17 protein-coding genes are annotated in these 20,871 nt (G+C 69.0%); 1 reads left to right on the forward strand and 16 read right to left on the reverse strand.

The annotated features are described in order from the left end of the window. Positions 1-5: 5 nt before the first annotated feature. Both CFB46_RS18880 and CFB46_RS18885 read right to left on the reverse strand, forming a co-directional pair. Positions 6-1,190 carry a M20 aminoacylase family protein gene (locus CFB46_RS18880; RefSeq protein WP_089502251.1) on the reverse strand — a complete coding sequence of 395 codons (1,185 nt, stop codon included), beginning with the start codon at positions 1,188-1,190 and terminating at the stop codon, positions 6-8. A gap of 29 nt (positions 1,191-1,219) precedes the next feature. Continuing rightward, on the reverse strand, positions 1,220-2,452 hold the full coding sequence (locus CFB46_RS18885) for a diaminopropionate ammonia-lyase (protein WP_089500820.1): 1,233 nt from the start codon (positions 2,450-2,452) through the stop codon (positions 1,220-1,222). 178 nt (positions 2,453-2,630) lie between these two features. Here CFB46_RS18885 and CFB46_RS18890 point away from each other — a divergent pair, with 178 nt between their 5' ends. Further along, positions 2,631-3,107, forward strand: a complete 477-nt coding sequence (locus tag CFB46_RS18890) for an Lrp/AsnC family transcriptional regulator (RefSeq protein WP_027781747.1) — start codon at positions 2,631-2,633, stop codon at positions 3,105-3,107. Between the two features lie 63 nt (positions 3,108-3,170). Here the strand turns inward: CFB46_RS18890 and CFB46_RS18895 are convergent, their stop codons facing one another. The 14 genes from CFB46_RS18895 to CFB46_RS18960 form a co-directional block, all read right to left on the reverse strand. Beyond that, positions 3,171-4,895: a tannase/feruloyl esterase family alpha/beta hydrolase gene (locus tag CFB46_RS18895; protein ID WP_089500821.1), complete on the reverse strand. Its 1,725-nt coding sequence runs from the start codon at positions 4,893-4,895 to the stop codon at positions 3,171-3,173. Between the two features lie 33 nt (positions 4,896-4,928). Beyond that, positions 4,929-6,077 (reverse strand): porin, encoded by a 1,149-nt coding sequence (locus CFB46_RS18900; protein WP_089500822.1) that lies wholly within the window; start codon positions 6,075-6,077, stop codon positions 4,929-4,931. Between the two features lie 61 nt (positions 6,078-6,138). Then, positions 6,139-7,344, reverse strand: a complete 1,206-nt coding sequence (gene mhpT, locus CFB46_RS18905; protein WP_027781750.1) for a 3-(3-hydroxy-phenyl)propionate transporter MhpT — start codon at positions 7,342-7,344, stop codon at positions 6,139-6,141. 221 nt (positions 7,345-7,565) lie between these two features. Further along, positions 7,566-9,485, reverse strand: coding sequence for a feruloyl-CoA synthase (locus tag CFB46_RS18910; RefSeq protein ID WP_373558196.1), 1,920 nt, complete (start codon positions 9,483-9,485; stop codon positions 7,566-7,568). Then, entirely contained in the window at positions 9,482-10,930 is a 1,449-nt protein-coding gene (locus CFB46_RS18915; RefSeq protein WP_089500824.1) for an aldehyde dehydrogenase, read from the reverse strand. Before CFB46_RS18915 ends, CFB46_RS18910 begins: the two co-directional genes overlap by 4 nt. 71 nt (positions 10,931-11,001) lie before the next feature. Next, entirely contained in the window at positions 11,002-11,832 is an 831-nt protein-coding gene (locus tag CFB46_RS18920; RefSeq protein ID WP_027781753.1) for a p-hydroxycinnamoyl CoA hydratase/lyase, read from the reverse strand. Between the two features lie 233 nt (positions 11,833-12,065). Then, the gene (locus CFB46_RS18925) at positions 12,066-12,569 is read right to left on the reverse strand and encodes a MarR family winged helix-turn-helix transcriptional regulator (protein WP_089500825.1); all 504 of its coding nucleotides are present in this window, start codon (positions 12,567-12,569) and stop codon (positions 12,066-12,068) included. A 178-nt stretch (positions 12,570-12,747) separates the two neighbouring features. Further along, complete coding sequence (locus CFB46_RS18930; protein WP_089500826.1) at positions 12,748-13,650, reverse strand: SMP-30/gluconolactonase/LRE family protein; 903 nt, start codon at positions 13,648-13,650, stop codon at positions 12,748-12,750. Between the two features lie 48 nt (positions 13,651-13,698). Beyond that, positions 13,699-14,718, reverse strand: a complete 1,020-nt coding sequence (gene araH, locus CFB46_RS18935; protein WP_027781756.1) for an L-arabinose ABC transporter permease AraH — start codon at positions 14,716-14,718, stop codon at positions 13,699-13,701. Between the two features lie 30 nt (positions 14,719-14,748). Then, positions 14,749-16,296 (reverse strand): L-arabinose ABC transporter ATP-binding protein AraG, encoded by a 1,548-nt coding sequence (gene araG / locus CFB46_RS18940; RefSeq protein WP_089500827.1) that lies wholly within the window; start codon positions 16,294-16,296, stop codon positions 14,749-14,751. Positions 16,297-16,317: 21 nt separating this feature from the next. Further along, positions 16,318-17,322, reverse strand: coding sequence for an arabinose ABC transporter substrate-binding protein (locus CFB46_RS18945; protein WP_027781758.1), 1,005 nt, complete (start codon positions 17,320-17,322; stop codon positions 16,318-16,320). A gap of 93 nt (positions 17,323-17,415) precedes the next feature. Next, positions 17,416-18,345, reverse strand: coding sequence for a Gfo/Idh/MocA family protein (locus CFB46_RS18950; RefSeq protein WP_027781759.1), 930 nt, complete (start codon positions 18,343-18,345; stop codon positions 17,416-17,418). 25 nt (positions 18,346-18,370) lie between these two features. Continuing rightward, positions 18,371-19,300 carry a dihydrodipicolinate synthase family protein gene (locus tag CFB46_RS18955; protein ID WP_089500828.1) on the reverse strand — a complete coding sequence of 310 codons (930 nt, stop codon included), beginning with the start codon at positions 19,298-19,300 and terminating at the stop codon, positions 18,371-18,373. Between the two features lie 49 nt (positions 19,301-19,349). After that, positions 19,350-20,708: an MFS transporter gene (locus tag CFB46_RS18960; RefSeq protein WP_027781761.1), complete on the reverse strand. Its 1,359-nt coding sequence runs from the start codon at positions 20,706-20,708 to the stop codon at positions 19,350-19,352. Between the last annotated feature and the right edge of the window lie 163 nt (positions 20,709-20,871).

Genomic DNA, 20,871 nt, shown 5'->3' on the forward strand with positions numbered 1-20,871 from the left:
GCCCGCTATGCGGCCCGCAACGCGCGCCGCGCCACTTCCGCGAAATACCGCGCGCCGACCGGCAAAATCTCGTCGTTGAAATCGTACGTCGCGTTGTGCAGCGGCACGCCGCCCTGCCCGGCCGCTTCGCCGTTGCCGATGAACACGAAATTGCCCGGCACCGCCTGCAGGAACGCGCCGAAATCCTCCGAGATCATCATCGGCTGCACGTCGGCGTTCACCGCGTCGGCGCCCGCGACCTGCGCGGCGGCCTGCACGGCCGTCTCCACCCATTCCGGTGAATTCACCGTCGGCGCGAACTCGTGCGTGTACTCGAACGTGCAGGTCGCACCATGCGTGCGGCAGATCCCTTCGCTGATTTCGCGCATCCGCGTGGCCAACAGCGTCTGCACGTCGCGCGAATAGCTGCGCGTGTCGCCCTTGATCGTCACGGTCGACGGCAGCACGTTGCGCAGCCCGTCGGTGATGAATTCCGTGCACGAGATCACCGCCTGTTGGCCCGGGTCGAGATTGCGGGACACGATCGTCTGCAGCGCGAGCACGATCTGCGAGCCGATCACGATCGGATCGATGCCCATGTGCGGCCGCGCCGCGTGCGTGCCGCGCCCGTCGATCCGGATCACGAAATTGTCTTCGCTCGCCATGATGCCGCCCGCACGCGTCGAGAACGTGCCCGCGCGCATGCCCGGCATGTTGTGCGCGCCGAAGATCGCATCGACCGGAAAGCGCTCGAACAGTCCGTCGGCCATCATCGCCTTCGCGCCGCGGCCGTGCTCTTCCGCCGGCTGGAAAATGAAGCGCACGGTGCCGTCGAAATCCTTGCGCTCGGCCAGCAGTTGCGCAGCGCCGAGCACCATCGACATGTGGCCGTCGTGCCCGCACGCATGCATCTTGCCCGGCGTGCGCGACACGTGTTCGCGGCCCGGCGCGTGCTCGGCGATGTTCAACGCGTCCATGTCGGCGCGAATGCCGATCGCGCGCCGGCCCGTGCCGGCCGTCAGGTTCGCGACGAGCCCGGTGCCGCCGATGCCGCGATGCACGTCGAGCCCAAGCGTGGTCAGGATGCGCGCGACGTAGTCCGACGTGTTCACCTCTTCGAAACCCGTCTCCGGATACCGGTGCAGATGGCGGCGCCAGGTCTTCAGTTGCCCGTGCAGCGGGCTTGCTTCGATTGCGTCGGTTTCGTCCATCGCGTTCGCCTCGTCGGTCGTCATGTCGTTCAGGCCGTCACCGCCGCGCGGCTCAGCCATTCACGCTGGCGCGCGAGCACCGCGTCGGCCGTCTCGCCGACGCAATTCCGGTACACGGACGGCGCGGTCGCCCCTTCCGTGTTGATCGCCAGCACGCGCGCATTCGCATCGAGCCCGACCTGCCGCGCGAGCGCCGGGTCGCGCATCAGCACGTCCAGCCCTGCCACGCCGGCCGCGCCCGATTCGCCGGCAACGAGCGGCACGTCGCGTTCGCTGCCGGCCGCGAGGCCGCGCATCGCCTGCACCGCGTCTTCGTCGTCGATCAGCATGAAGTGATCGATGCACGTCTCGAGGAAATCCCACGCGAGCGGCGACGCCTCGCCGCACGCGAGCCCGGCCATCACCGAATCGACGCTGCCGGTGGCCTTCGTCGCGCGCCCGGCCAGCGCGCTCTGATACAGACAATCGGCCTGGCGCGGCTCGACGACGACGAAGCGCGGCCGCTGCACGCCGTCGCGCTCCCACAGGTAGCTCGCGACGCCCGCGGCGAGGCCGCCCACGCCGCCCTGCAGGAATACGTGCGTGAACGGTTGCCCGTCGTCCGCTGCCGCCTGCGCGGCCGCTTCGGCGGCGATCACGCCGTAGCCCTGCATCACGTCGCGCGGAATCGTTTCGTAGCCGTCGTACGACGTATCCGACACGACGTACCAGCCGTTCGCCTGCGCGAGCTGCGCCGCGCAGACGACCGATTCGTCGTAGTTCCCCGCGATGCGCACGATCCGCGCGCCGTACGCCGAGATCGCGCGTTCGCGCTCGGCGTCGACGTTCGCGTGCAGCACGATCACGCACCCGCAGCCGATCGCGCGCGCGGCGGCGGCCAGCGCGCGGCCGTGATTGCCGTCGGTCGCGCTGATCACCGTCAGGTCGGCCAGCTCCGCCGCATGGCGGCCGGTGACGAGCTCCCGCGGATCGAGTTCCTGCTTGCGCCGCAGCCGCTTCACGAGCCGCACCAGCGCGATCGGCGCGCCGAGCGCCTTGAAGCTGCCGAGCGGCGAGCGGCACGATTCGTCCTTCACGCTGACGCTCGCGACACCGAGCCGCGCGGCCAGATCGGGCAGCGCACGCAGCGGCGTGCGCGCATGGCCGACGAGCGGCCAGTGCGACAGCCACGCGCCGCTTTCGTCGGCCGATGCGACGTTCATCACGCGGCGCAGTGCGTCGGGATAGGGCGTGCGCGACGCGCGCGGGTTGGCGATCAGCATGACCAAGGCTCCGGTGGGGGACGGCGCGGGCAGTCCGTCAAGTGGGTCGGATCGGGCAGGCGCGGGTTGCGCTCGCCGTCGGTTGGAAAATAATATTGCGCATGCTGGTCGAAAAATTCGCCAAATTGGCACCGTAGACGCAAAAATTTCTCATTCTTTCGAGGTTTCATACGCCATCATGACGTCCCCTCTCGATGCGTTCGATCGCAAGCTGTTGATGGAAGTCCAGCGCGACGCGCAGACCCCGCAGGCCGAACTCGGCGCACGCGTCAACCTGTCGACCGCCGCCGTGAACCGGCGGCTGCGGCGCCTCGCGGAAGACGGCGTGATCGAGCGCTATACGGCCGTCGTCGCGCCGGACAAGGTCGATCATCCGCTGACGATCGTCGTGAACGTCGAGGTCGAAAGCGAGCAGATCGACCAGCTCGACGCGATGAAGCGCACGTTCGAGCGCTGCCCGCAGATCCAGCAGTGCTACTACGTGACCGGGGAATGGGATTTCGTGCTGATCCTCGCGGTGCGCAACATGGATCAGTACAACGCGCTCACGCGCGAGCTGTTCTTCGCGAACAACAACGTGAAGCGGTTCAAGACGCTGGTGAGCATGAGCCGCGTGAAGGTCGGGCTCGACGTGCCGGTCGATTCCGGCGAGTGAACGCAGCGATGAAGCGGCCGGCGCACGACTGCCTGCGCCGGCCGCTTCCCATCGACGGCTACGTCAGCGGCAACTGAAGCTCGCCGCCGAATTCAGGTCGCCCGAGCCGTTGTAGCGTGCAATCTGCGGATACGGACACAGCGGCCGCGTGCGCCCCGCCCCCCACGATGCGGGCACGTCCGCGTTCGGCACCGGGTTCGTCGTGTCGCGTGCGGCAGCAACGACCGCCGTCGGCGCCTGCCCCTGTTCGACCCACGCAACGAGCGGCGTCAGCATGTCGAACTGGTCGGCGGCCGGCCCGCCCGCGCAGTGATTCATGCCCGGCACCGGATAGAAGCGTGCAAAGCTCGACGCATCGCCGCCGTTCGCCTGCGCGACCTGCGCGTACCAGTCGCGCGTGTCGTTGAACGAGAACACCGGGTCGCCCGTGCCGTGATAGACGAGCAGCTTCGCGCCGCGCGCCTTCAGCGCGGACAGGTTCGTCTCGTCGGGCGGCGTCATGAACGACCACGACGATTGCATGTACACGCCGTTCGTCGCGAAGATCGCCGGCGCATCGTTGTCCATGTCGAAGCCGAGCGCGAAACCGGGCAGGTTCGCGAGCGCCGCGGCGGTTTTCGGCGGCGTCATGAAGGTGAACGCCATCGCGGCCGGATCGAGCGTGATCGACGCCGATTGCTTCCACGACGCCCAGCCGCCGGCAGCCACGCCCGGATCGTACGGAAAGCTCGCGTACAGCGCCGTGCCCGCGCTGTTGCGTGCACCGGCGAACACGTTCTCCAGCGCGGTTTTCTGCGCGGGCGTCAGGCAGGCGCCCGTGCGCGTGCCGTTCGCGCAGGTCGGGATATCGGCATCGACGCTGAAGTGCGCCTGGCACGCGGCGACGTCCTGCACCATCCCGTCGGCCGCGCCGTCGAGCGCATCGCATTTATCGAGGATCCTCGCGCCGACGAACTGGCGCTCCGCATCGTTGAAGCCGCTGCGGATATCCGGCAACCCGTTCGATCCGGTGGCCGACGCGATCTTCGCGAACTGCTGCGCGCCATACATCTCGCCGATCGCCGCCTTCGGCAGATGGAAGCCCGGGTCGCCCGCGATGATGCCGTCGTAGTCGGCCGGGTTGCGCACCGCCGTGACCATCGCGTGACGGCCGCCGTTCGAGCAGCCGCCGAAATAGCTGCGATCGGGCGCCTTGCCGTACGCGAGCCGGATCACCTGCTTCGCCATCGGCGTCAGCGCATCGACGGCGCCGTAGCCATAGTCGAGGCGCGCCTGCGGATCAAGGCCGAACAGCGGATTCTGCGCGGCGCCGTGCCCGGAATCCGAGCTGATCACCGCGAAACCCTGGTTCAGTGCGTTGGTCAGCGGCCCGCCGCCACCGATCTCGCCGGTCGCGGTCACGACGTTGCCGTCGAGCCCGCCGTTCGCCTGGTAGAAGAAGCGGCCGTTCCACGCTTTCGGCAAGCGCATCTCGAAGCCGATCGCATAGGTCTTGCCGTCCACCGCGCTCACGCGCTCGTTCATCTTCCCCGTGATCACGCAGTGCTCGGCGACCGGCTTGCCGGCCACCGTCAGCGCGCCGGCAGCCGCGGTCGTCACCGACGTGAACGACGTGTTCGCATACGCGAGCTTCGCGGCGAGCGCGTCGCAGGTCTGCGCCATCGCGGCCGGCGTCGCGGCGCTCAGGTGGGTGGGCGCGGCACCGATCGAATCGTCGCCGCCGCAACCGGCGAGCATGGCGGCGGCGGACAGCGGCGCAATACAGAGGATTGCAGATTTCCTGTTCAAGATAACTCCCGTTCGGTTCGTCACGTCGGTGAATCAGAACATGTGCCGCACGCCGACCATCGCGCCGAGCTGCCCCATCCCTGCGCCGGGCGTCGTGCCTGGCCCGCCGCCGCTGACCGAGTAGCGTGCATGCGCGCTGTTCCACAGATACGACGACTGCGCGTAGACGGCCGTGCGCTTGCTCAGCAGATAGGTCGCACGCAGCGTCGCCATCGTCGCGCGCGTGTCGTGCGCGCTGTTGACGATCCGGTAGCCTTCTCCGTCGACGATGAAATCGGGCTTCACCGCATACGACGCACCGAGGAAGAACAGGTCCGAATGCGCGCCGGCCGCGGCCGGCGAACCGGTCGACACGCGCCGCCCGATCCAGCCCGCGCCGATTCGCGCGCCGGCCGCCTGCGCATACGCGCTCACGTGCGTGCGCGCGTCCTTGCCGCCGCTGCTCGTGAAGGGGACGGGCGCGACGCCGTCGAAGAAGTTCGCGGCCGCGCCGGTGCCGCCGCGCTGCTCCTCGTACGACGCCGCCGCACCGAAATACGCGCTGTCGTACTTGAGCATCACCGACCAGTTGCGGCACTGCACCGCGTCGCCCGGCACCTGCCCCGCGCACGTGCCCTGCCCCGGCGAGTTGCCGGTGCCCGCGCCGTCGCGGCCGAACGAATACGCGGCGCCGAGCGTCACGCCGCGATACGTGCCGACGTAGGTCACCGCGTTGTCGGCGCGGCCGTTCGGCACGTACGCGTCGAACGAGCCGAGCCCGTAGATGTCGGGGCCGATGATGTCGGCGCCCTGCAACGCGAGATAGGTCATCGTGTACTGACGGCCGAACGCGAGCGTGCCGAAGCCGCTCTTCAGCCCGACGAACGCCTGCCGCCCGAACAGCCGCCCGCCCTGCCCGAGATCGCCGCCGCGCACGTTGAAGCCGCTTTCGAGCGTGAACACCGCCTGGTAGCCGCCGCCGAGATCCTCGGTGCCGCGCAGCCCCCAGCGCGACGGCAACTCGCCCGTCACGCCCGGCATCCGCACCACGTGGTCGCCGGCCGCGTTCGCGTGCGACACGAATTCGACGCCCGTATCGATGATCCCGTACAGCGTCACGCTCGACTGTGCGTGGGCGCCCGGCGCGGCGAGCGCGCAGCACGCGCCGGCGGCCAGCAGGCCGTTCCTTGTCTTCGTTTTCATGTCGTCTCCAGACCTTGTTGAATCGCGCGCTCTGACGGCGCGCATTGAAAAAATCGAACCGTCAGTCGCCGGCTTGCGGGCGGCGAATCAGCACGAATGCAGCGAAGGCCGCGACGAGCGTGACGGGGATGCTCGCGCCGATCACGACGGGCGCGCTGCGGCCGGCGGCCAGCAGCGTCGCGGCCGCGAGCGGCCCGACGACGGAACCAAGCCGGCCGACCGCCACCGCCGCGCCGACGCCGGTTCCGCGCATCGCGGTCGGGTAGTAGATCGCCGCGAGCGCATACAGCACCGACTGCCCGCCGACCACGAACATCCCCGCCGCGAACGCGGCCGCCGCGAGCGACGCGAAACCGGGCGCGGCCGCGAGCGCGGCGAGCGACAGCACGATCCCGACATACATGCCGCCGACCACGCGCGACGCGCGCATCCGGTCGAGCGCCGCACCGATGCCGAGCGCGCCGAGCCCGGCGCCCACGTTGAACGCGATCTGCACGAGGCCGACGTGGGCGCGATCGAGCCCGCGCGCGGCCATCAGCGACGGCAGCCAGTTCAGCAGGAAGTAGAGGACGATCAGCGTGCAGAAGTAGCTGACCCACAGTGCGACCGTCGACGTCGTGCGGCCGTCGCCGAACAGCGTCCGGGCGACACTGGACCGCGCGGCAGGCGTGCCCGCGACGTCGAGATACGCGCGCGATTCGGGCAGGAACCACACGAGCAGCGGCACGAGCAGCAGCGGCCCCACGCCGCCGACGTAGAAGATGTGCCGCCATTCGGTATCGCCGGCGAGCAGCACGCCGATCACCGACGCGATCACGCCGCCGAACGGGATCCCGCAGTACATCGTCGCGACCGCGCTACTGCGCGAGCGCGGCTCGACCGCTTCGGACGACAGCGCGATCAGGTTCGGCATCGCGCCGCCGAGGCCGATGCCGGTCAGCACGCGCACGACGACGAGCATCGCGAAGCTCGAGACCTGCGCGGTCGCGATCGACAGCAGCCCGAACAGCACGGTCGATGCGATCAGCACGCGCTTGCGGCCGATCCGGTCGGCGAGCCGCCCGCCGAGCATCGCGCCCGGCAGCAGTCCGAAGGTGCCCGCGCTGAACGCGATGCCCATCTGCGACACGGACAGCCCGAATTCGCGCGCCATCCGCGGCGCGGCGACGCCGACCGACTGCAGGTCGAGCCCTTCGAGGAGTGCGATCGCGAAACACAGCGCGAGCGTGGTCGCGACCGTGGGTTTTTCGGCAACGTAGGTGTTCATTCTGTCTCCAGTCCCATGTCTTGTAGTCGGTCGGCCGTGCAACGACCGCCGCGCGCCGCCGCCGGCCAGGGACGGTTCGGCGCGCGAGGTGTCGCATGAACGGCCGCCTTTATCAGGCAACCTGATTCACTGGCCGCAAGCGTGCCTGCCGGTGTCGTGGCCGGCCGGTCGTTGTGTCTGCTCGTTGCTGCTGGTTGCTGCTTACTGCTAGCGCGTACTGCTTACGCGTAAATCACGTCGGGATCGCGCCGCGCCGGGTCGTACAGCGCGTCGATCATCGCCGCGCGATGCTTCTGCACGGCCGCCTGGTTCAGCGAACCCTTGTCGGTCGCTTCGCCGAGATCGAGCGACGGCGGCGTGTCGACCAGCCGGATCCGCGCGACGAACGTCGAGCCGCCGCTCGCGTTCCGGTTCAGCACGGCGAGCCACGCCGAGAACGCCGCGCGCACGGGCGGCGCGCGCAGCACGTCGGTCACGGATGCATCGGCGGCGAGCCCCGCGAGCGCACGGCATGCATCGACGCGCGGGAACACCAGCAAGCCGATGTCGTCGCGATCGATCCCGGTCACGACCACGTCCTGCACGTACGGGGCCCCCGTCGACACCGCATTCGCGCGCAACGGCCCGACGCTGACGAACGTGCCGCTGCTCAGCTTGAAGTCCTCGGTCAGCCGCCCGTCGAACAGCAGCCCGAGTTCCGGCCGTTCCGGGTCGGCGAACGCGGCCGCGTCGCCGCTGCGGTAATAGCCTTCTTCGTCGAACACGTCGCGCGGATCGACGTCCGCATGCCAGTAGCCGCGCATCACGTTCGGCCCCTTGAAGCGCACTTCGAGCTTGCCGCCGCACGGCACGAGCTTCGCGTCGCAGCCGGGCGCGGGCAGGCCGATATAGCCGGCGCGCATCAGCGGCCCGGTCGTAAACAGGCACGACGGCGACGCCTCCGTCATCCCGAGGCCAGCCATGATCCGGATGCGCTCGCCGCAATGCGCTTCGGTCACGCGGTCGAGCCGGTCCCACGCGGCTTGCGACAGCCCCGCGCCGCCGAAGAAATACAGCTTCACGCGCGAGAAGAACGTGTCGCGCAGCCCGGCATCGCGTTCGAGCGCGGCGGCCAGCTCCTCCCAGCCCTTCGGCACGTTGAAGTAGATCGTCGGTGCGATCTCGCGCAGGTTGCGCACGGTTTCGTCGAAGCGGCCGGGCATCGGGCGGCCGTCGTCGATATACAGCGTGCCGCCGTTGTACAGCGCGATGCCGAGGTTGTGACTGCCGCCGAACGTGTGATTCCACGGCAGCCAGTCGACCAGCACCGGCGGTTCGCGCGTGAGTTCGGGCATCGTCTGGCGCAGCATCTGCTGGTTGCTGCACAGCATCCGGTGCGTGGTCGGCACGGCCTTCGGCTGCTTCGTCGAACCGGACGTAAACAGGATCTTCGCGAGATGGTCGGGGCCGACCGCGTCGTGGATCGCGTCGATCGTGCGCGGGACGGTAGCGAGCAAACGCGACAGCGGCACCGCGCGCCCGTTGCCGCCGGTGTCGGCATCCTCCTGCACATCGGCATCGCGGGCGACGATCAGCGTCGCATCGGCCGGCAGCGTCGCGTCGAGCGCACGCGCGAACGGCGCGCGCTCCGCGACGAACACCGCACCCGGCCGCAGCACGCCGAGCGTGTGACGCAGCTTGCCGTAGTCGGTCGACACCAGCGAATACGCGGGCGAGATCGGCGAATACGGCACGCCGGCCAGCATCGCCGCGAACATCAGCTGCAGATGCTCGAGATCGTTGCCGGACAGCACCGCGAGCGGACGCTCAGCCGACAGCCCGAGATCGACGAGCCCCTGGCCGAGCGCGCGCGCGCGTTCGAGCATCCGCGCGTACGTGATCTCGATCCAGCGCCCATCGGCGCCGCGCCGCGCGGCGAGTACGCGGTCCGGATGCGCTTGCGCGCCACGCACGAGGCAGTCGGTGATGCGCGTCGGGTAATCGCCGAGCGGTTCACGCGAGCGCAGGTACCACGTACCGTTGTCCGCGCGGCGAATCTCGGCCGCGCCGACCGCGACGGCGGCCGCGCGATAGCGCACGGCGTCGGCGTGTTGGCCGACCTGAAGCGGCGCCTTCTCTGCATTCATCGTTGGCTCGCTCATATCGGGTAATGGCGCGGCGTGGTCTGCACGGTGATCCAGCGCAGCTCGGTGAATTCGGCGATCGACGCGCGGCTGCCGAAGCGGCCGTAGCCGCTCGCCTTCGTGCCGCCGAACGGCATCTGCGCTTCGTCGTGCACGGTCGGCCCGTTGATATGGCAAATCCCCGATTCGATCCGCCGTGCAATCGCCATCGCACGTGCGACGTCGCGGCTGAACACGCTCGCCGACAGCCCGAATTCGCTATCGTTCGCGAGCGCGACCGCTTCGTCGTCGCTGTCCGCGCGCAGGATCGCGACGACCGGCGCGAAGGACTCCTCGCGATAGAGCCGCATGTCGCGCGTGACGCCGTCGACGATCGCCGGCTGCATCGTCGCGCCGTCCACACGGCATCCGAGCGGCAGGTGCGCGCCATGCGCACGCGCATCCTCGACCAGCGCCGCCGCGCGCGCGGCGGCCGACGCATCGACCATCGTGCCGAGCGGATGGCCGGCCAGCGGATCGCCCGCGACCAGCGTGCGCGCCTTCGCGGCGAGCCGCTCGACGAGCGCATCGGCGATCGGCCGCGCGGCGATCACGCGCTCGGTCGACATGCAGATCTGCCCCTGGTTGAAGAATGCACCGAACGCGATCGCGTCGACGGCCGCATCGAGATCCGCGTCGTCGAGCACCAGCACCGGCGCCTTGCCGCCGAGTTCGAGCAGCACCGGCTTCAGGTGCGCGGCCGCGTGGCGCGCGATGATGCGGCCGACGTGCGTCGACCCGGTGAAGTTGATCCGCTTCACGTGCGGATGCGCGATCATCCGCTCGACAAGTTCGGGTGCGTCGGCCGCCGCGTGCGTGATCACGTTCACCACGCCCGCACCGAGCCCTGCTTCGTCCAGCACCGCGCCGATCAGCGCATGTACGCCCGGGCACGCCTCGGACGCCTTCAGCACGACCGTGTTGCCGCACGCGAGCGGCATCGCCAGCGCACGCGTGCCGAGGATCACCGGCGCGTTCCACGGCGCGATGCCGAGCACCACGCCGCACGGCACGCGCATCGCGAGCGCGAGATTGCCCGGTACGTCGGACGGAATCACGTCGCCGGCGATCTGCGTCGTCATCGACGCCGCCTCGCGCAGCATGTTCGCCGCGAGTGTCACGTTGAAGCCCAGCCAGCCGGGCGTCGCGCCGGTTTCGGCGACACCGGTCGCGACGATCTCGTCGATGCGCGCATCCATCAGGTCGGCCGCCTTCAGCAGCCGGCGGCGCCGCTCGGTCGGCGCGAGCGCTGCCCATGAGGGGAGCGCACGGTGCGCGGCCTCGATGGCCGCGTCCGCGTCGGCCGTGCCGGCCGCCGGCGCGCGCGACGCGAGCGCGCCCGTCGCGGGGTTGAAGCGGTCGAAGGTCCGCCCGTCGCGGGCGGTGCACCACTCGCCGCCGATCAGCATCCGTCTGTCGGTCATGTCGTCTCCTGCCTTGCCTGTCTCTTGCGATTACGCCGGCGGTAATGCCGGCGGCTGCGTCGACGCTCGTATCAGCGCTTGTATGCCTGCAGGCCCGGCTTGATCGTCTTGTCGTCGAGGAACTGCTTCAGCCCCTGCTCGCGGCCGCGCTCCGGGTCGCGCAGCTGCGCCTGGTCGAGCTTCGCATACAGGTAATCCTCGCACTGTTCCCACGTGAGCTCGCGCGAACGCTTGAAGCCGTGCTTCGCCGCGCGCAGCACGACCGGATTCTTGTCCATCAGCCGCGCGGCGAGCGCGATCGTCGCGTCGCGCAGCTCGGCGAGCGGCACGCTGCTGTTCACGAGGCCCATTTCCGCCGCTTGCGCGCCGGTGAACGTATCGCCGGTCATGATGTAGTGCAGCGCGCGGCGATGCCCGACCGTGTCCGCCATCGCCTTGCTGACGAGGTTGCCCGGCGGGATGCCCCAGTTGATTTCCGACAGCCCGAACACCGCGTCGTCCGCCGCGATCGCGAGGTCGCACGCGACGAGCGGCGAGAACCCGCCGCCGAAACACCAGCCGTTCACCATCGCGATGGTCGGCTTGTTGTACATCCGCAGGCGGCGCCACTGCCAATCCGATGCGTCGCGGCGCACCTTTTCCTGCAGCGCGTCGGAGCCGCCGTCGATCTCGCGGAAATATTCCTTCAGATCCATGCCGGCCGTCCACGCGGCGCCCGCGCCGGTCAGCACCAGCACCTTCGCCTCGTCGTCGAACTCGACCGCGTCGAGGACGTCCAGCATCTCCCGGTTCAGCGTCGGACTCATGGCGTTGCGCTTCTCGGGGCGATTCAGCGTCACCCATGCGATGCCGGCCTCCACTTTCACTTCAACGGTTTGCCAGCGGTTGTCGTACTTGCTCATGTCTGTTCCTGTCGTTCGTTCCAGTGCGATTCGGTGCGCAGCATGCCTGCTGCGGACGACCTCATTTAATATCAGGCTACCTGATATTGCAAGCGGCACGAGCGCCGGTGTAAACCCGGAGCGGAAGGCGGAGAAAGCACCGGAAAATCAGGGAGCGGTCGGACGAGCGCCGAAGGCGCGTACGAAGCGAGCGCGGGCCTGGCGGGCCCGCGTCGTGAAAATCGGGGAAGCAGTCAGCCGCGCAGGTTGCGCGAGAACAGTTCGAGCGCGCGCTGCACGTGCGCGGCGTCGTCGGCCGAGATGTCGCCGAGCATGCGTGCCTCGAGCGGGCGCAGCACGATCTCGCATTCGCGCAGCATCGCCGCCCCTGCGTCGGTCAGCGTCAGCAGGATGATGCGGCCGTGCGACGGGTCGGCTTCGCGCGTGACGAAACCGCGGGCGGCCATCACGCTCATCACCTCGTTCGCCGATTGCGGCGTGATCCACGAGCGCTCGGCCAACTGCGCGTTCGACGATGCGCCGCGCGCCTCGAGCACCGACAGCGCCGTGTATTGCGCGAGCGTGATGCCGAGCGGCGCGAGCGCGTCGGTCATGTGACGGCGCAGCAGCCGGTCGAGGCCGCCGATCACGTAGGTCAGGCGTTGTTGCACGCGCGCTTTCGGCTTGTCGCCCGTCGCGCGGGCGGCGCTTTTCGCGGCGTTCTTCGGATTCGCGGGCTTGGTCGGTGCGGAACTCATGGTGCGGGCAGGATGGAATTGCGGGCCATCTTACCAGCAGGTGGGGAGATGAACGGATGTTCTGGGAAGACGGACGGCCGCCGTGCGCTCGCGCACGTGCGGCGGATCGCGGGCCTGACCGCGAAGTCCGCCGCGTCAGCCCGATCCCATGAACGGGAACCCGTATCCGACGACGCGATCAACCGCGCGGCGTGCCCGCGAATCGTGCGGTCGGCAGCCCCGCATGCCGCGTTTGCGCGACGAACACGCCGCCGGCGTGCGCGTCGCCGGCCAGCGCGTCGTCGCTCAACCCGACACGCGCACTCGTCACGTACAACCGGCCGTCACCGTCGATCGCGACGCAACTCGGCTGCGCGGTCGGCACCTCGACGCGGTCCGTCTCGATCCCGTCCGGCCCATAACGCACCACGCGGCGGCCGCCCCATTGCGCGTTCCACAGCCCGCCGTCGCGATCGACGATCGAGCCGTCCGGGTCGCCGTCCACATCCGTCAGCCGTGCGAACGGCCGCACGTTCGCGACGTCGCCGCCCGCGCGGTAATCGCACACGAAAATCTCGCGCACCAGCGAATCGCAGAAATACAGCTTCGTGCCGTCCGGCGAGAACGCGATGCTGTTCGCGATCGCGGCCGCCGGCAATGCGAGCCGTTCGAGCGCGAGATCGCGATTGAGTCGATAAAACCCGCCGATCGCACGCGGCGGCTCGGCGCCTTCGTCCTTCATCCCGAACACGAAAGCACCGAACGGATCGCAGCGCCCGTCGTTCAGCCGCGTGGGCAGATCGGGTTCGACGTCGACGATCCGCGTGAACGCGCCGCGGCTCAGGTCGAAGAACGCGAGATGTGTCGCGAGCCCGACGAGCAGCACGTCCGGATCGTCGGTCAGCGCGAAGCACGCGAGCCGTTCGGGCATCGCCCATTGCGCGAGGTCCGAACCGTCCGCGCGGCAGCGCCACAGCTGCGCGCCCTCGATGTCCACCCAGTACAGCGCGTGCGTCCTGTCACACCACGTCGCGCCTTCGCCGAGCGTGTTGCGACTGTCGGCCAGCAGCGTCGCCGACGCGGCCGGAGGAGTCTGTTGCATGCCGTCTCCCGATATTCGTCGTATTTGCAGGCGGCCGCGCGATCGAAATCAGATCTTCATCGCGCGCCGCTGGTTGCGACGGTACTGGTCGAACAGCACCGCGAGCAACAGAATTCCGCCGCGTATCAGATATTGGTAAAAGGTCGGCACGTTCAGCAGGCTCATCGCGTCCTGCACGGAGCCCATGATCAGCACACCGACCAGCACGCCGGAGATCGTCGCGACGCCGCCCGTCAGCGACACGCCGCCGAGCACGCACGCGGAAATCACGCCGAGCTCGAGGCCGACCGACGTCTTCGGATCGCCGAGGCTCATCCGCGACGCGAGCATCACGCCGGCAAAGCCCGTCACGAGCCCCTGCAGCACGAACACGGCGATCTTGATGCGCATCACCGGCAGCCCCGCGAGCAGCGCGGCCTCGCCGTTGCCGCCGACCGCCAGCACGTTCTTGCCGAACACCGTCTTGCGCAGCAGGAAGCCGAACACGACGAAGCCGATGATGTTGCTCCAGATCGGATACGAGATGCCGAGGAACGACCCGCCGCCGAGATCGAAGAAGCGTTCCTCGGAGATCATCACCGCGTCGCCGTTCGACGTGATGAACGCGAGCCCGCGCACGACTTCCATCATCGCGAGCGTGACGATCAGCGAGTTGATCCGGTAGCGCGCGATCAGCACGCCGTTCACGAGCCCGACCGCGCCGCCCGCGAGCACGCCGCCCGCGATACCGAGCACGACGCTGTGCGTCGCGGTGATCAGCGTCGACGCGACGACGCCCGAGAACGCGACGATCGACGCGACCGACAGGTCGACCTCGCCGAGCGCGAGCACGAACATCATCGTCACCGCGATCGAGCCGATCAGCGTGACCGACAGCAGCAGGCCCTGGATGTTGCGCGACGTGAGGAAGTCCGGCACCGTCAGCGACAGCGTCGCGAACAGCACGAGAAACACCATCACGATGCCGGAGCGGTTGATCATCTGCCACACGCCGCCGCGCGCACGGGCGGGCACGGCGGGGGTATCCGGGGATGGGGACGTACGTTGGGGTTGCATTGCCTGGCTCATAACGTTTGCTTTCCGGTTGACTGCGGGCCGCTAGCGCGGCAGCGCGAGCTTGATCAGCGCGTCGGGCGTCGCGTGCGCCTTCGCGACCTCGCCCGCGATCCGTCCTTCCTTCATCACGATGATGCGGTCCGACACGCCGATCACCTCGGCCAGATCGCTCGACACGAGGATCACCGTGCGGCCCGCTTCCGCGAGTTCGTAGAACAGGTTGTAGATTTCCGCGCGCGCGCCGACGTCGATGCCGCGCGTCGGCTCGTCCATCAGGAACACGTCGATGCGCTCGGCCAGCCAGCGCGCGAGCACGACCTTCTGCTGGTTGCCGCCCGACAGCGCGCCGATCGGCGTTTCGCCGTCGCGGGTCTTGATCGCGAGCCGCTCGATGTATTTTTGCGCGAGCTCGCGTTCGCGCCGCCCGTCGAGCAGCACGCGCGCCGGGCTGAAATGACGGCGCGCGCTGATGTTGAGGTTGTCGGCCACCGACGCGATCGCGACGATGCCTTCCTGCTTGCGGTCTTCCGGGCACAGCGCGATGCCGGCGCGCACCGCGTCGCGCGGGCTGCCGAACGCCACCCGCTTGCCGTTCAGCTCGACGTGCCCGGCGCTCGGCCGCACCGCGCCGTACAGCAGCTTCATCAGTTCCGAGCGGCCCGCGCCGACGAGCCCGAAGAAGCCGACGATCTCGCCGCGCCGCGCGGTAAACGACACGGGCTCGGCCAGCCCCGGCCCCGTCAGTCCCTTCGCTTCGATCAGCACGTCGCCGGCCGGGCGCGACCGATAGCCGTACACGTCCTCGATCGAACGGCCGACCATGCAGCCGATCAGCCGGTCGCGGTCGAGCTCGGCGACGGAATCGAACGTGTCGATGCGGCGGCCGTCGCGAAACACCGTCACGCGGTCGCACAGTTCGTAGACTTCCTCCATCCGGTGCGTGACGTAGATGATCGCGCGGCCTTCCGCGCGCAACGCGCGGATGATCCGGAACAGTTGCGTGGTTTCGCGCGCGGACAGCGAACTCGTCGGTTCGTCGAACGCGATCACGCGTGCGTCGCGCATCAGCGCCTTGCCGATCTCGATCATCTGGCGCTGGCCGATCGACAGGTATTTCACCGGGATGCCCGGATCGATGTGCTCGCCGAGCCGCTCCAGCGCATCGAGCGCGCGCGCGGCGAGCGTACGCTCGTCGACCACGCCGAGCCGGCTCGGCAATTGCCCGAGCATCAGGTTTTCCGCGACCGTCAGCTCGGGCACCAGATGCAGCTCCTGGTAGATGATCGCGATGCCGGCCTCGAGCGCCGCGCGCGTCGACGCGAAGCGCTGCACCGTGCCGTTCAGCGTCAGCGTGCCGGCCTGCGGCTGGTTCACGCCGGACAGCACCTTCAGCAGCGTCGATTTCCCCGCGCCGTTCTCGCCCATCAGCCCGTGCACTTCGCCCGCGCGCACCGACAGCGACACCGCGTCGAGCGCACGCACGCCGGGAAACGTCACGGTGATGCCGTCGAGCGCGAGCAGCGCGCCATCCGGCGGCGTGGCCGCTTCGGCGTCGTGGCCGGACACGGCCGTCATCGTCTGCATCGTCATTACGTTCTCGCCTCGCCCCGCTCAGATACCGAGTTCGGCGCGCACGGCCTGCCAGTTCGCGCGCGTCATCAGCTTGCCGCTCGTCTGCGTGTCGGCCGGCGGCGTCTTGCCGTTGCGGATCCAGTCGACGAGGTTCTGCGTGCTGTCCTTGCCGTGGTTCGTCGAGCTGACCGCGATCGTCCCGTAGAAGCCGGTCGGCTCCTTCTTCTGGAACTCGGCGAACGCCTCGCCCGCGCCGTTGATGCCGACGCCGATCACGTCCGCCGCCGGGATGTGCAGCTGCTCCGTCGCGCGTACCGCGCCGAGCACCGTTTCCTCGTTCAGCGCGTACACCACCCATTTCTTCACGTTCGGATGGCGCGCGAGCACGGGCGCCGCGGCGCTGAAGCCGCCTTCGTCGTCGGTCGTCTTCTGCGGCGCGTCGAAGATGTTTTCCTTGCGGAAGCCGTTCGCGAGCAGCGCCTGCGTCGCGCCGTCGGTGCGCAGCTTCGCGGTCGGCAGCTCGTTGTTCGTGATCCGCAGCGCGCCAACTTCTTCCGGCTTCCAGCCGCGCCGCTTCATCTCGTCGGAGATCGCCTGGCCGACCTGGTTGCCGATCTTGGTCGCCGACATCCCGAGGTGCGGCACGTTCGGCAGCGGCTTGCCGGTCGAGTCGACGAGCTGGTCGTCGACCGTCACGAACTTCATGTTGTAGCGCTTCGCACGCGACGCGATCGCCGGCCCGAGGCGCACGTCCGGCGCGCAGATCACGAAGCCCTGGGCGCCCTGCGAGCCGAGGTTGTCGATCGCGGCCAGCACCTTCTCGCCGTCCGGCGTGCCGATCTTCACGACCGAGAAGTTCTCCTTCTGGCCGAGCGCGGACGCCGCGTTCTGCTCGTTGATGAACCACGCCTGCTCCGGCATCTTCACGAGGAAGCCGATCTTCAGCGGCGTATCGGCGCGCGCGGCGCCCTGCATGCCGAGCGGCGCGATGCAGAGCGCGGCCAGCAGCGCGCGCAGGGTATGTCGACGAATCGTGCGGTTCATGGGTGTCTCCTTTGTATCGGCTGATGCCGTGATGTGTGTCGTAGTCAATCAATCACGCGTCGCGCGCTTCGGGTCGAAGCGCGCGACGCAGGTTCAGCGGCCGAACGCGTCGGTCTGCACGCGTCGGCCGAACAGGAAGGCATCGGCGACGAGCCGCAGCGGCCGCGCGTCGACGTCGCTTTCGCCACGCGCGATCAGCGCATGGAAGTGCGCATACAGCGCCGGGTACTCGCGTTCGGGCCCGATCTCGACCGGCTCGCCCGCGATCGACAGTTGCGCGCCGCCGCGGCTGATCGCGAGCACGCCGTCGGCCGTGTCGACCGCGATCTCCCATTGCTCGACCGGGCCGTGCCGCCAGTCGAACTCCGCGTGCACCGGCACGCCGTCGGTATCCGCGCAGTCGAGTTCGGCCGCGATCGGCATCTGTGCGTCGCTCGGCACGAACAGCGTCGCCTCGCGCAGCACGAGCTCGCGCGGCAGGATTCGCGTGACGATCGACAGCGCGTTGATGCCCGGATCGAACACGCCGAGGCCGCCCGGCTCCCAGATCCACTGCTGCCCCGGATGCCAGCGCCGCACGTCTTCCTTCCAGCGCACCTGCACCGCCCGGATCGTGCGCTGCGCGAGCCACGCGCGCGCCGGCTCGACCGCGCTCGCGCAACGCGAATGCCAGGTCGCGAACAGCGTGAGGCCGCGCTCGCGCGCCAGCGCGTCCAGCGCGGCCACTTCGCCGAGCGTCGCGCCCGGCGGCTTCTCGAGCATCACGTGCTTGCCGGCTTCGAGCGCGGCGCGCGCCTGCGCGTAGCGCACCTGCGGCGGCGCGCACAACGATACCGCATCGAGCTCGCGCTCGGCGGCCAGCAGCGCGTTCAGATCAGGATAATTGCGCACGCCGTTGACTTCCGCGTGACGGCTCGCACAGGCGGTCAACGCGAAACCCGGTTCGGCGGCGATCGCCGGCAAATGCTGGTCGCGCGCGATCTTGCCGATCCCGACGACGCCCAACGAAATCACATCGCTCATCGTGCTTTCCTCCTTCGCCACTCGTTCAGTGCGCCCAGCGCAGCACGAGCGGATCGAGCCGGCGCGCGATCGCGAGCAATTCCGCGCGCGTGTCCGGGTGCAGTTCCGGCATCGGATGCCGCGGCCGCTCGCACGCGATCACGCCGCCGGCGCGCATCAGCGCCTTCGCGGTGAGGATCCCGGACTGGCGGTTCTCGTGATTGATCAGCGGCAGCCACGTCTGGTAATGCGCGAACGCATCGTCGTGCCGGCCTTCGCGGAACGCTTCGAGGATCGGCCGGATGCCGTCCGGAAAGCCGCCGCCCGTCATCGCGCCGGTCGCGCCCGCATGGAGATCGGCGAGCAGCGTGATCGCCTCCTCGCCGTCCCACGGCCCCTCGATCGCGTCGCCGCCGAGCCGGATCAGCTCGCGCAGCTTGTTCGCGGCGCCGGGCGTCTCGATCTTGAAGTACGCGACCTGCTCGATCTCGCGCGCCATCCGCGCGAGGAACGGCGCGGACAACGGGGTGCCGCTCGCGGGCGCGTCCTGGATCATGATCGGGATGTCGATTGCATCCGACACGCGCGCAAAGAAATCGAAGATCTGCGCTTCCGGCACACGGAACGTCGCGCCATGATACGGCGGCATCGCCATCACCATCGCCGCGCCGAGCTGCTGCGCGCGCAGGCTGCGCGCGGCACACACCTGCGTGCTGTAGTGCGACGTCGTGACGATCACCGGCACGCGGCCGGCGACGTGTTCGAGGATCGTGCGCGTGAGTACGTCGCGTTCGTCGTCGGTGATCGCGAACTGCTCGGAGAAATTCGCGAGGATGCACAGCCCGTCCGAGCCGGCGTCGATCATGAAATCGACCGCGCGCTTCTGGCTCGCGAGGTCGAGCTCGCCGGTCTCGGCAAAGGTCGTCGGGACGACCGGGAAAATGCCGCGATAGCGCGGCGTGCTGCTCGATGTCATGGTGGGTCCTGCGTCAGTCGAATCGGCGTTCAGCCGGAAAACAAGGCGTTCAGGATTCGCCGGCGAATGTGCCGGCGGCCGGCTCGGGCGCGCGCAGCGCGGCCCGGACCACGAACGTCATCAGCACGGCGAACAGCAGCGTCGCCGCGAGGAAATACAGGCCGGCCGCGAGACTGCCGGTCGATGCCTTGATCAGGCCGATCCCGTACGGCCCGAAGTAGCCGCCGAGATTCGCGAGCGAATTGATCGCGGCGATGCCGACCGCGGCGCTCGTGCCGGTCAGGAATTCGCCGGGCAGCGCCCACACGACGGCCTGGATCGAATAGAGCGAAAACGCGGTGAGGCAGATGAACATGAATTGCAGCGCGGGCTGCCGTACCCACGCGCTCGCGGCCATCGTCACGGCGGCCGCCGCCGACACGACGACGATGTGCCAGTAGCGCTCGCGCTTGCGGTCCGAATGGCGCGGCACGACGAGCAGGCCGACCACCGCGAACAGGTATGGCACGGCGGACAGCAGACCGGTCGTCGCATCGCCGGTGCCGAACGCGTGAATGATCGTCGGCAGCCACAACGACAATCCGTAGATGCACAGCGGGAACGGCAGGAACAGCGCGGCGAGCAGCAGCACGCGGCGGTCGCGCAACGTGGCGAGCGGATTGCCGTGCGAATCGGGGCGATAGGTGTCGCGATCGGCGGCGAGTTGCCGGGCGATCCAGCGACGTTGGCCGTCGTTCAGCCAGCGCGCATGCGCGGGCGACTCGGGCAACAGCCGCAGCGTCGGCCACGCGAGCAGCACGGCCGGCAAGCCGCTGACGACGAACAGCGTCTGCCAGTCCGACAGGCCGAACCATCCGTGCGTCGACAGCAGCCATCCGGCGAGCGGCCCGGTCACGATACCGGCGAGCGGTTGCGCGAGCACGAGCAGGCCGATCACGCGCGCGCGGTCGCGCATCGGGAACCATTGCGTGAGGAAGTACAGGATGCCGGGATAGAGGCCGGCTTCGGCCGCGCCGAGCAGGAAGCGCAGCACGTAGAAGCTGGTCGGCCCCTGTACGAGCGCCATGGCCATCGTGATCGCGCCCCAGGTCGCGAGGATGCGCGCGAACCACACGCGTGCGCCGAAGCGGCCGAGTGCGAGGTTGCTCGGCACCTCGCACAGGAAGTAGCCGATGAAGAACAGTCCCGCGCCGAGCCCGTACGCGGCGTCGCCGAGGCCGATCGCCGCGTTCATGTGAAGCTTCGCGAAGCCGACGACGGTACGGTCGACGTAGGCGACCACGTAGATCAGCGCGAGGAACGGCACCAGCTTGCGCGTGAGCAGGCGGGTCAGTTGCCGTTCGTCGACGGCTGCCGTCGAATCGGACTGTTCCGCCGCGGCGTGCGCGCTCGTGTACTGCGTCGTCATCTTGTCTCCTGTCGATCCCACGTTAGCGCTTCAGCGCTTACGTGGGTCCCATGCACCGCGGTCGATCCCACGTTAGCGCTTTAGCGCTTACGTGGGTCCCATGCTTCGCGGTCGATCCCACGTTGGCGCTTCAGCGCTTACGTGGATCCGATGCTTCGCGGTC

The sequence above is a fragment of the Burkholderia sp. HI2761 genome (assembly GCF_002223355.1).
GTDB lineage: Bacteria > Pseudomonadota > Gammaproteobacteria > Burkholderiales > Burkholderiaceae > Burkholderia.

Coding starts and splice junctions, on each gene's coding strand:
- CFB46_RS18900 (WP_089500822.1), bottom strand. CDS start 6,077: ATGAAAACGAAGACAAGGAACGGCCTGCTGGCCGCCGGCGCGTGCTGC.
- CFB46_RS18880 (WP_089502251.1), bottom strand. CDS start 1,190: ATGGACGAAACCGACGCAATCGAAGCAAGCCCGCTGCACGGGCAACTG.
- CFB46_RS18920 (WP_027781753.1), bottom strand. CDS start 11,832: ATGAGCAAGTACGACAACCGCTGGCAAACCGTTGAAGTGAAAGTGGAG.
- araG (WP_089500827.1), bottom strand. CDS start 16,296: ATGACGATGCAGACGATGACGGCCGTGTCCGGCCACGACGCCGAAGCG.
- CFB46_RS18885 (WP_089500820.1), bottom strand. CDS start 2,452: ATGCTGATCGCCAACCCGCGCGCGTCGCGCACGCCCTATCCCGACGCA.
- CFB46_RS18955 (WP_089500828.1), bottom strand. CDS start 19,300: ATGACATCGAGCAGCACGCCGCGCTATCGCGGCATTTTCCCGGTCGTC.
- CFB46_RS18910 (WP_373558196.1), bottom strand. CDS start 9,485: ATGAGCGAGCCAACGATGAATGCAGAGAAGGCGCCGCTTCAGGTCGGC.
- CFB46_RS18890 (WP_027781747.1), top strand. CDS start 2,631: ATGACGTCCCCTCTCGATGCGTTCGATCGCAAGCTGTTGATGGAAGTC.
- CFB46_RS18950 (WP_027781759.1), bottom strand. CDS start 18,345: ATGAGCGATGTGATTTCGTTGGGCGTCGTCGGGATCGGCAAGATCGCG.
- CFB46_RS18960 (WP_027781761.1), bottom strand. CDS start 20,708: ATGACGACGCAGTACACGAGCGCGCACGCCGCGGCGGAACAGTCCGAT.
- CFB46_RS18930 (WP_089500826.1), bottom strand. CDS start 13,650: ATGCAACAGACTCCTCCGGCCGCGTCGGCGACGCTGCTGGCCGACAGT.
- mhpT (WP_027781750.1), bottom strand. CDS start 7,344: ATGAACACCTACGTTGCCGAAAAACCCACGGTCGCGACCACGCTCGCG.
- CFB46_RS18925 (WP_089500825.1), bottom strand. CDS start 12,569: ATGAGTTCCGCACCGACCAAGCCCGCGAATCCGAAGAACGCCGCGAAA.
- araH (WP_027781756.1), bottom strand. CDS start 14,718: ATGAGCCAGGCAATGCAACCCCAACGTACGTCCCCATCCCCGGATACC.
- CFB46_RS18945 (WP_027781758.1), bottom strand. CDS start 17,322: ATGAACCGCACGATTCGTCGACATACCCTGCGCGCGCTGCTGGCCGCG.
- CFB46_RS18915 (WP_089500824.1), bottom strand. CDS start 10,930: ATGACCGACAGACGGATGCTGATCGGCGGCGAGTGGTGCACCGCCCGC.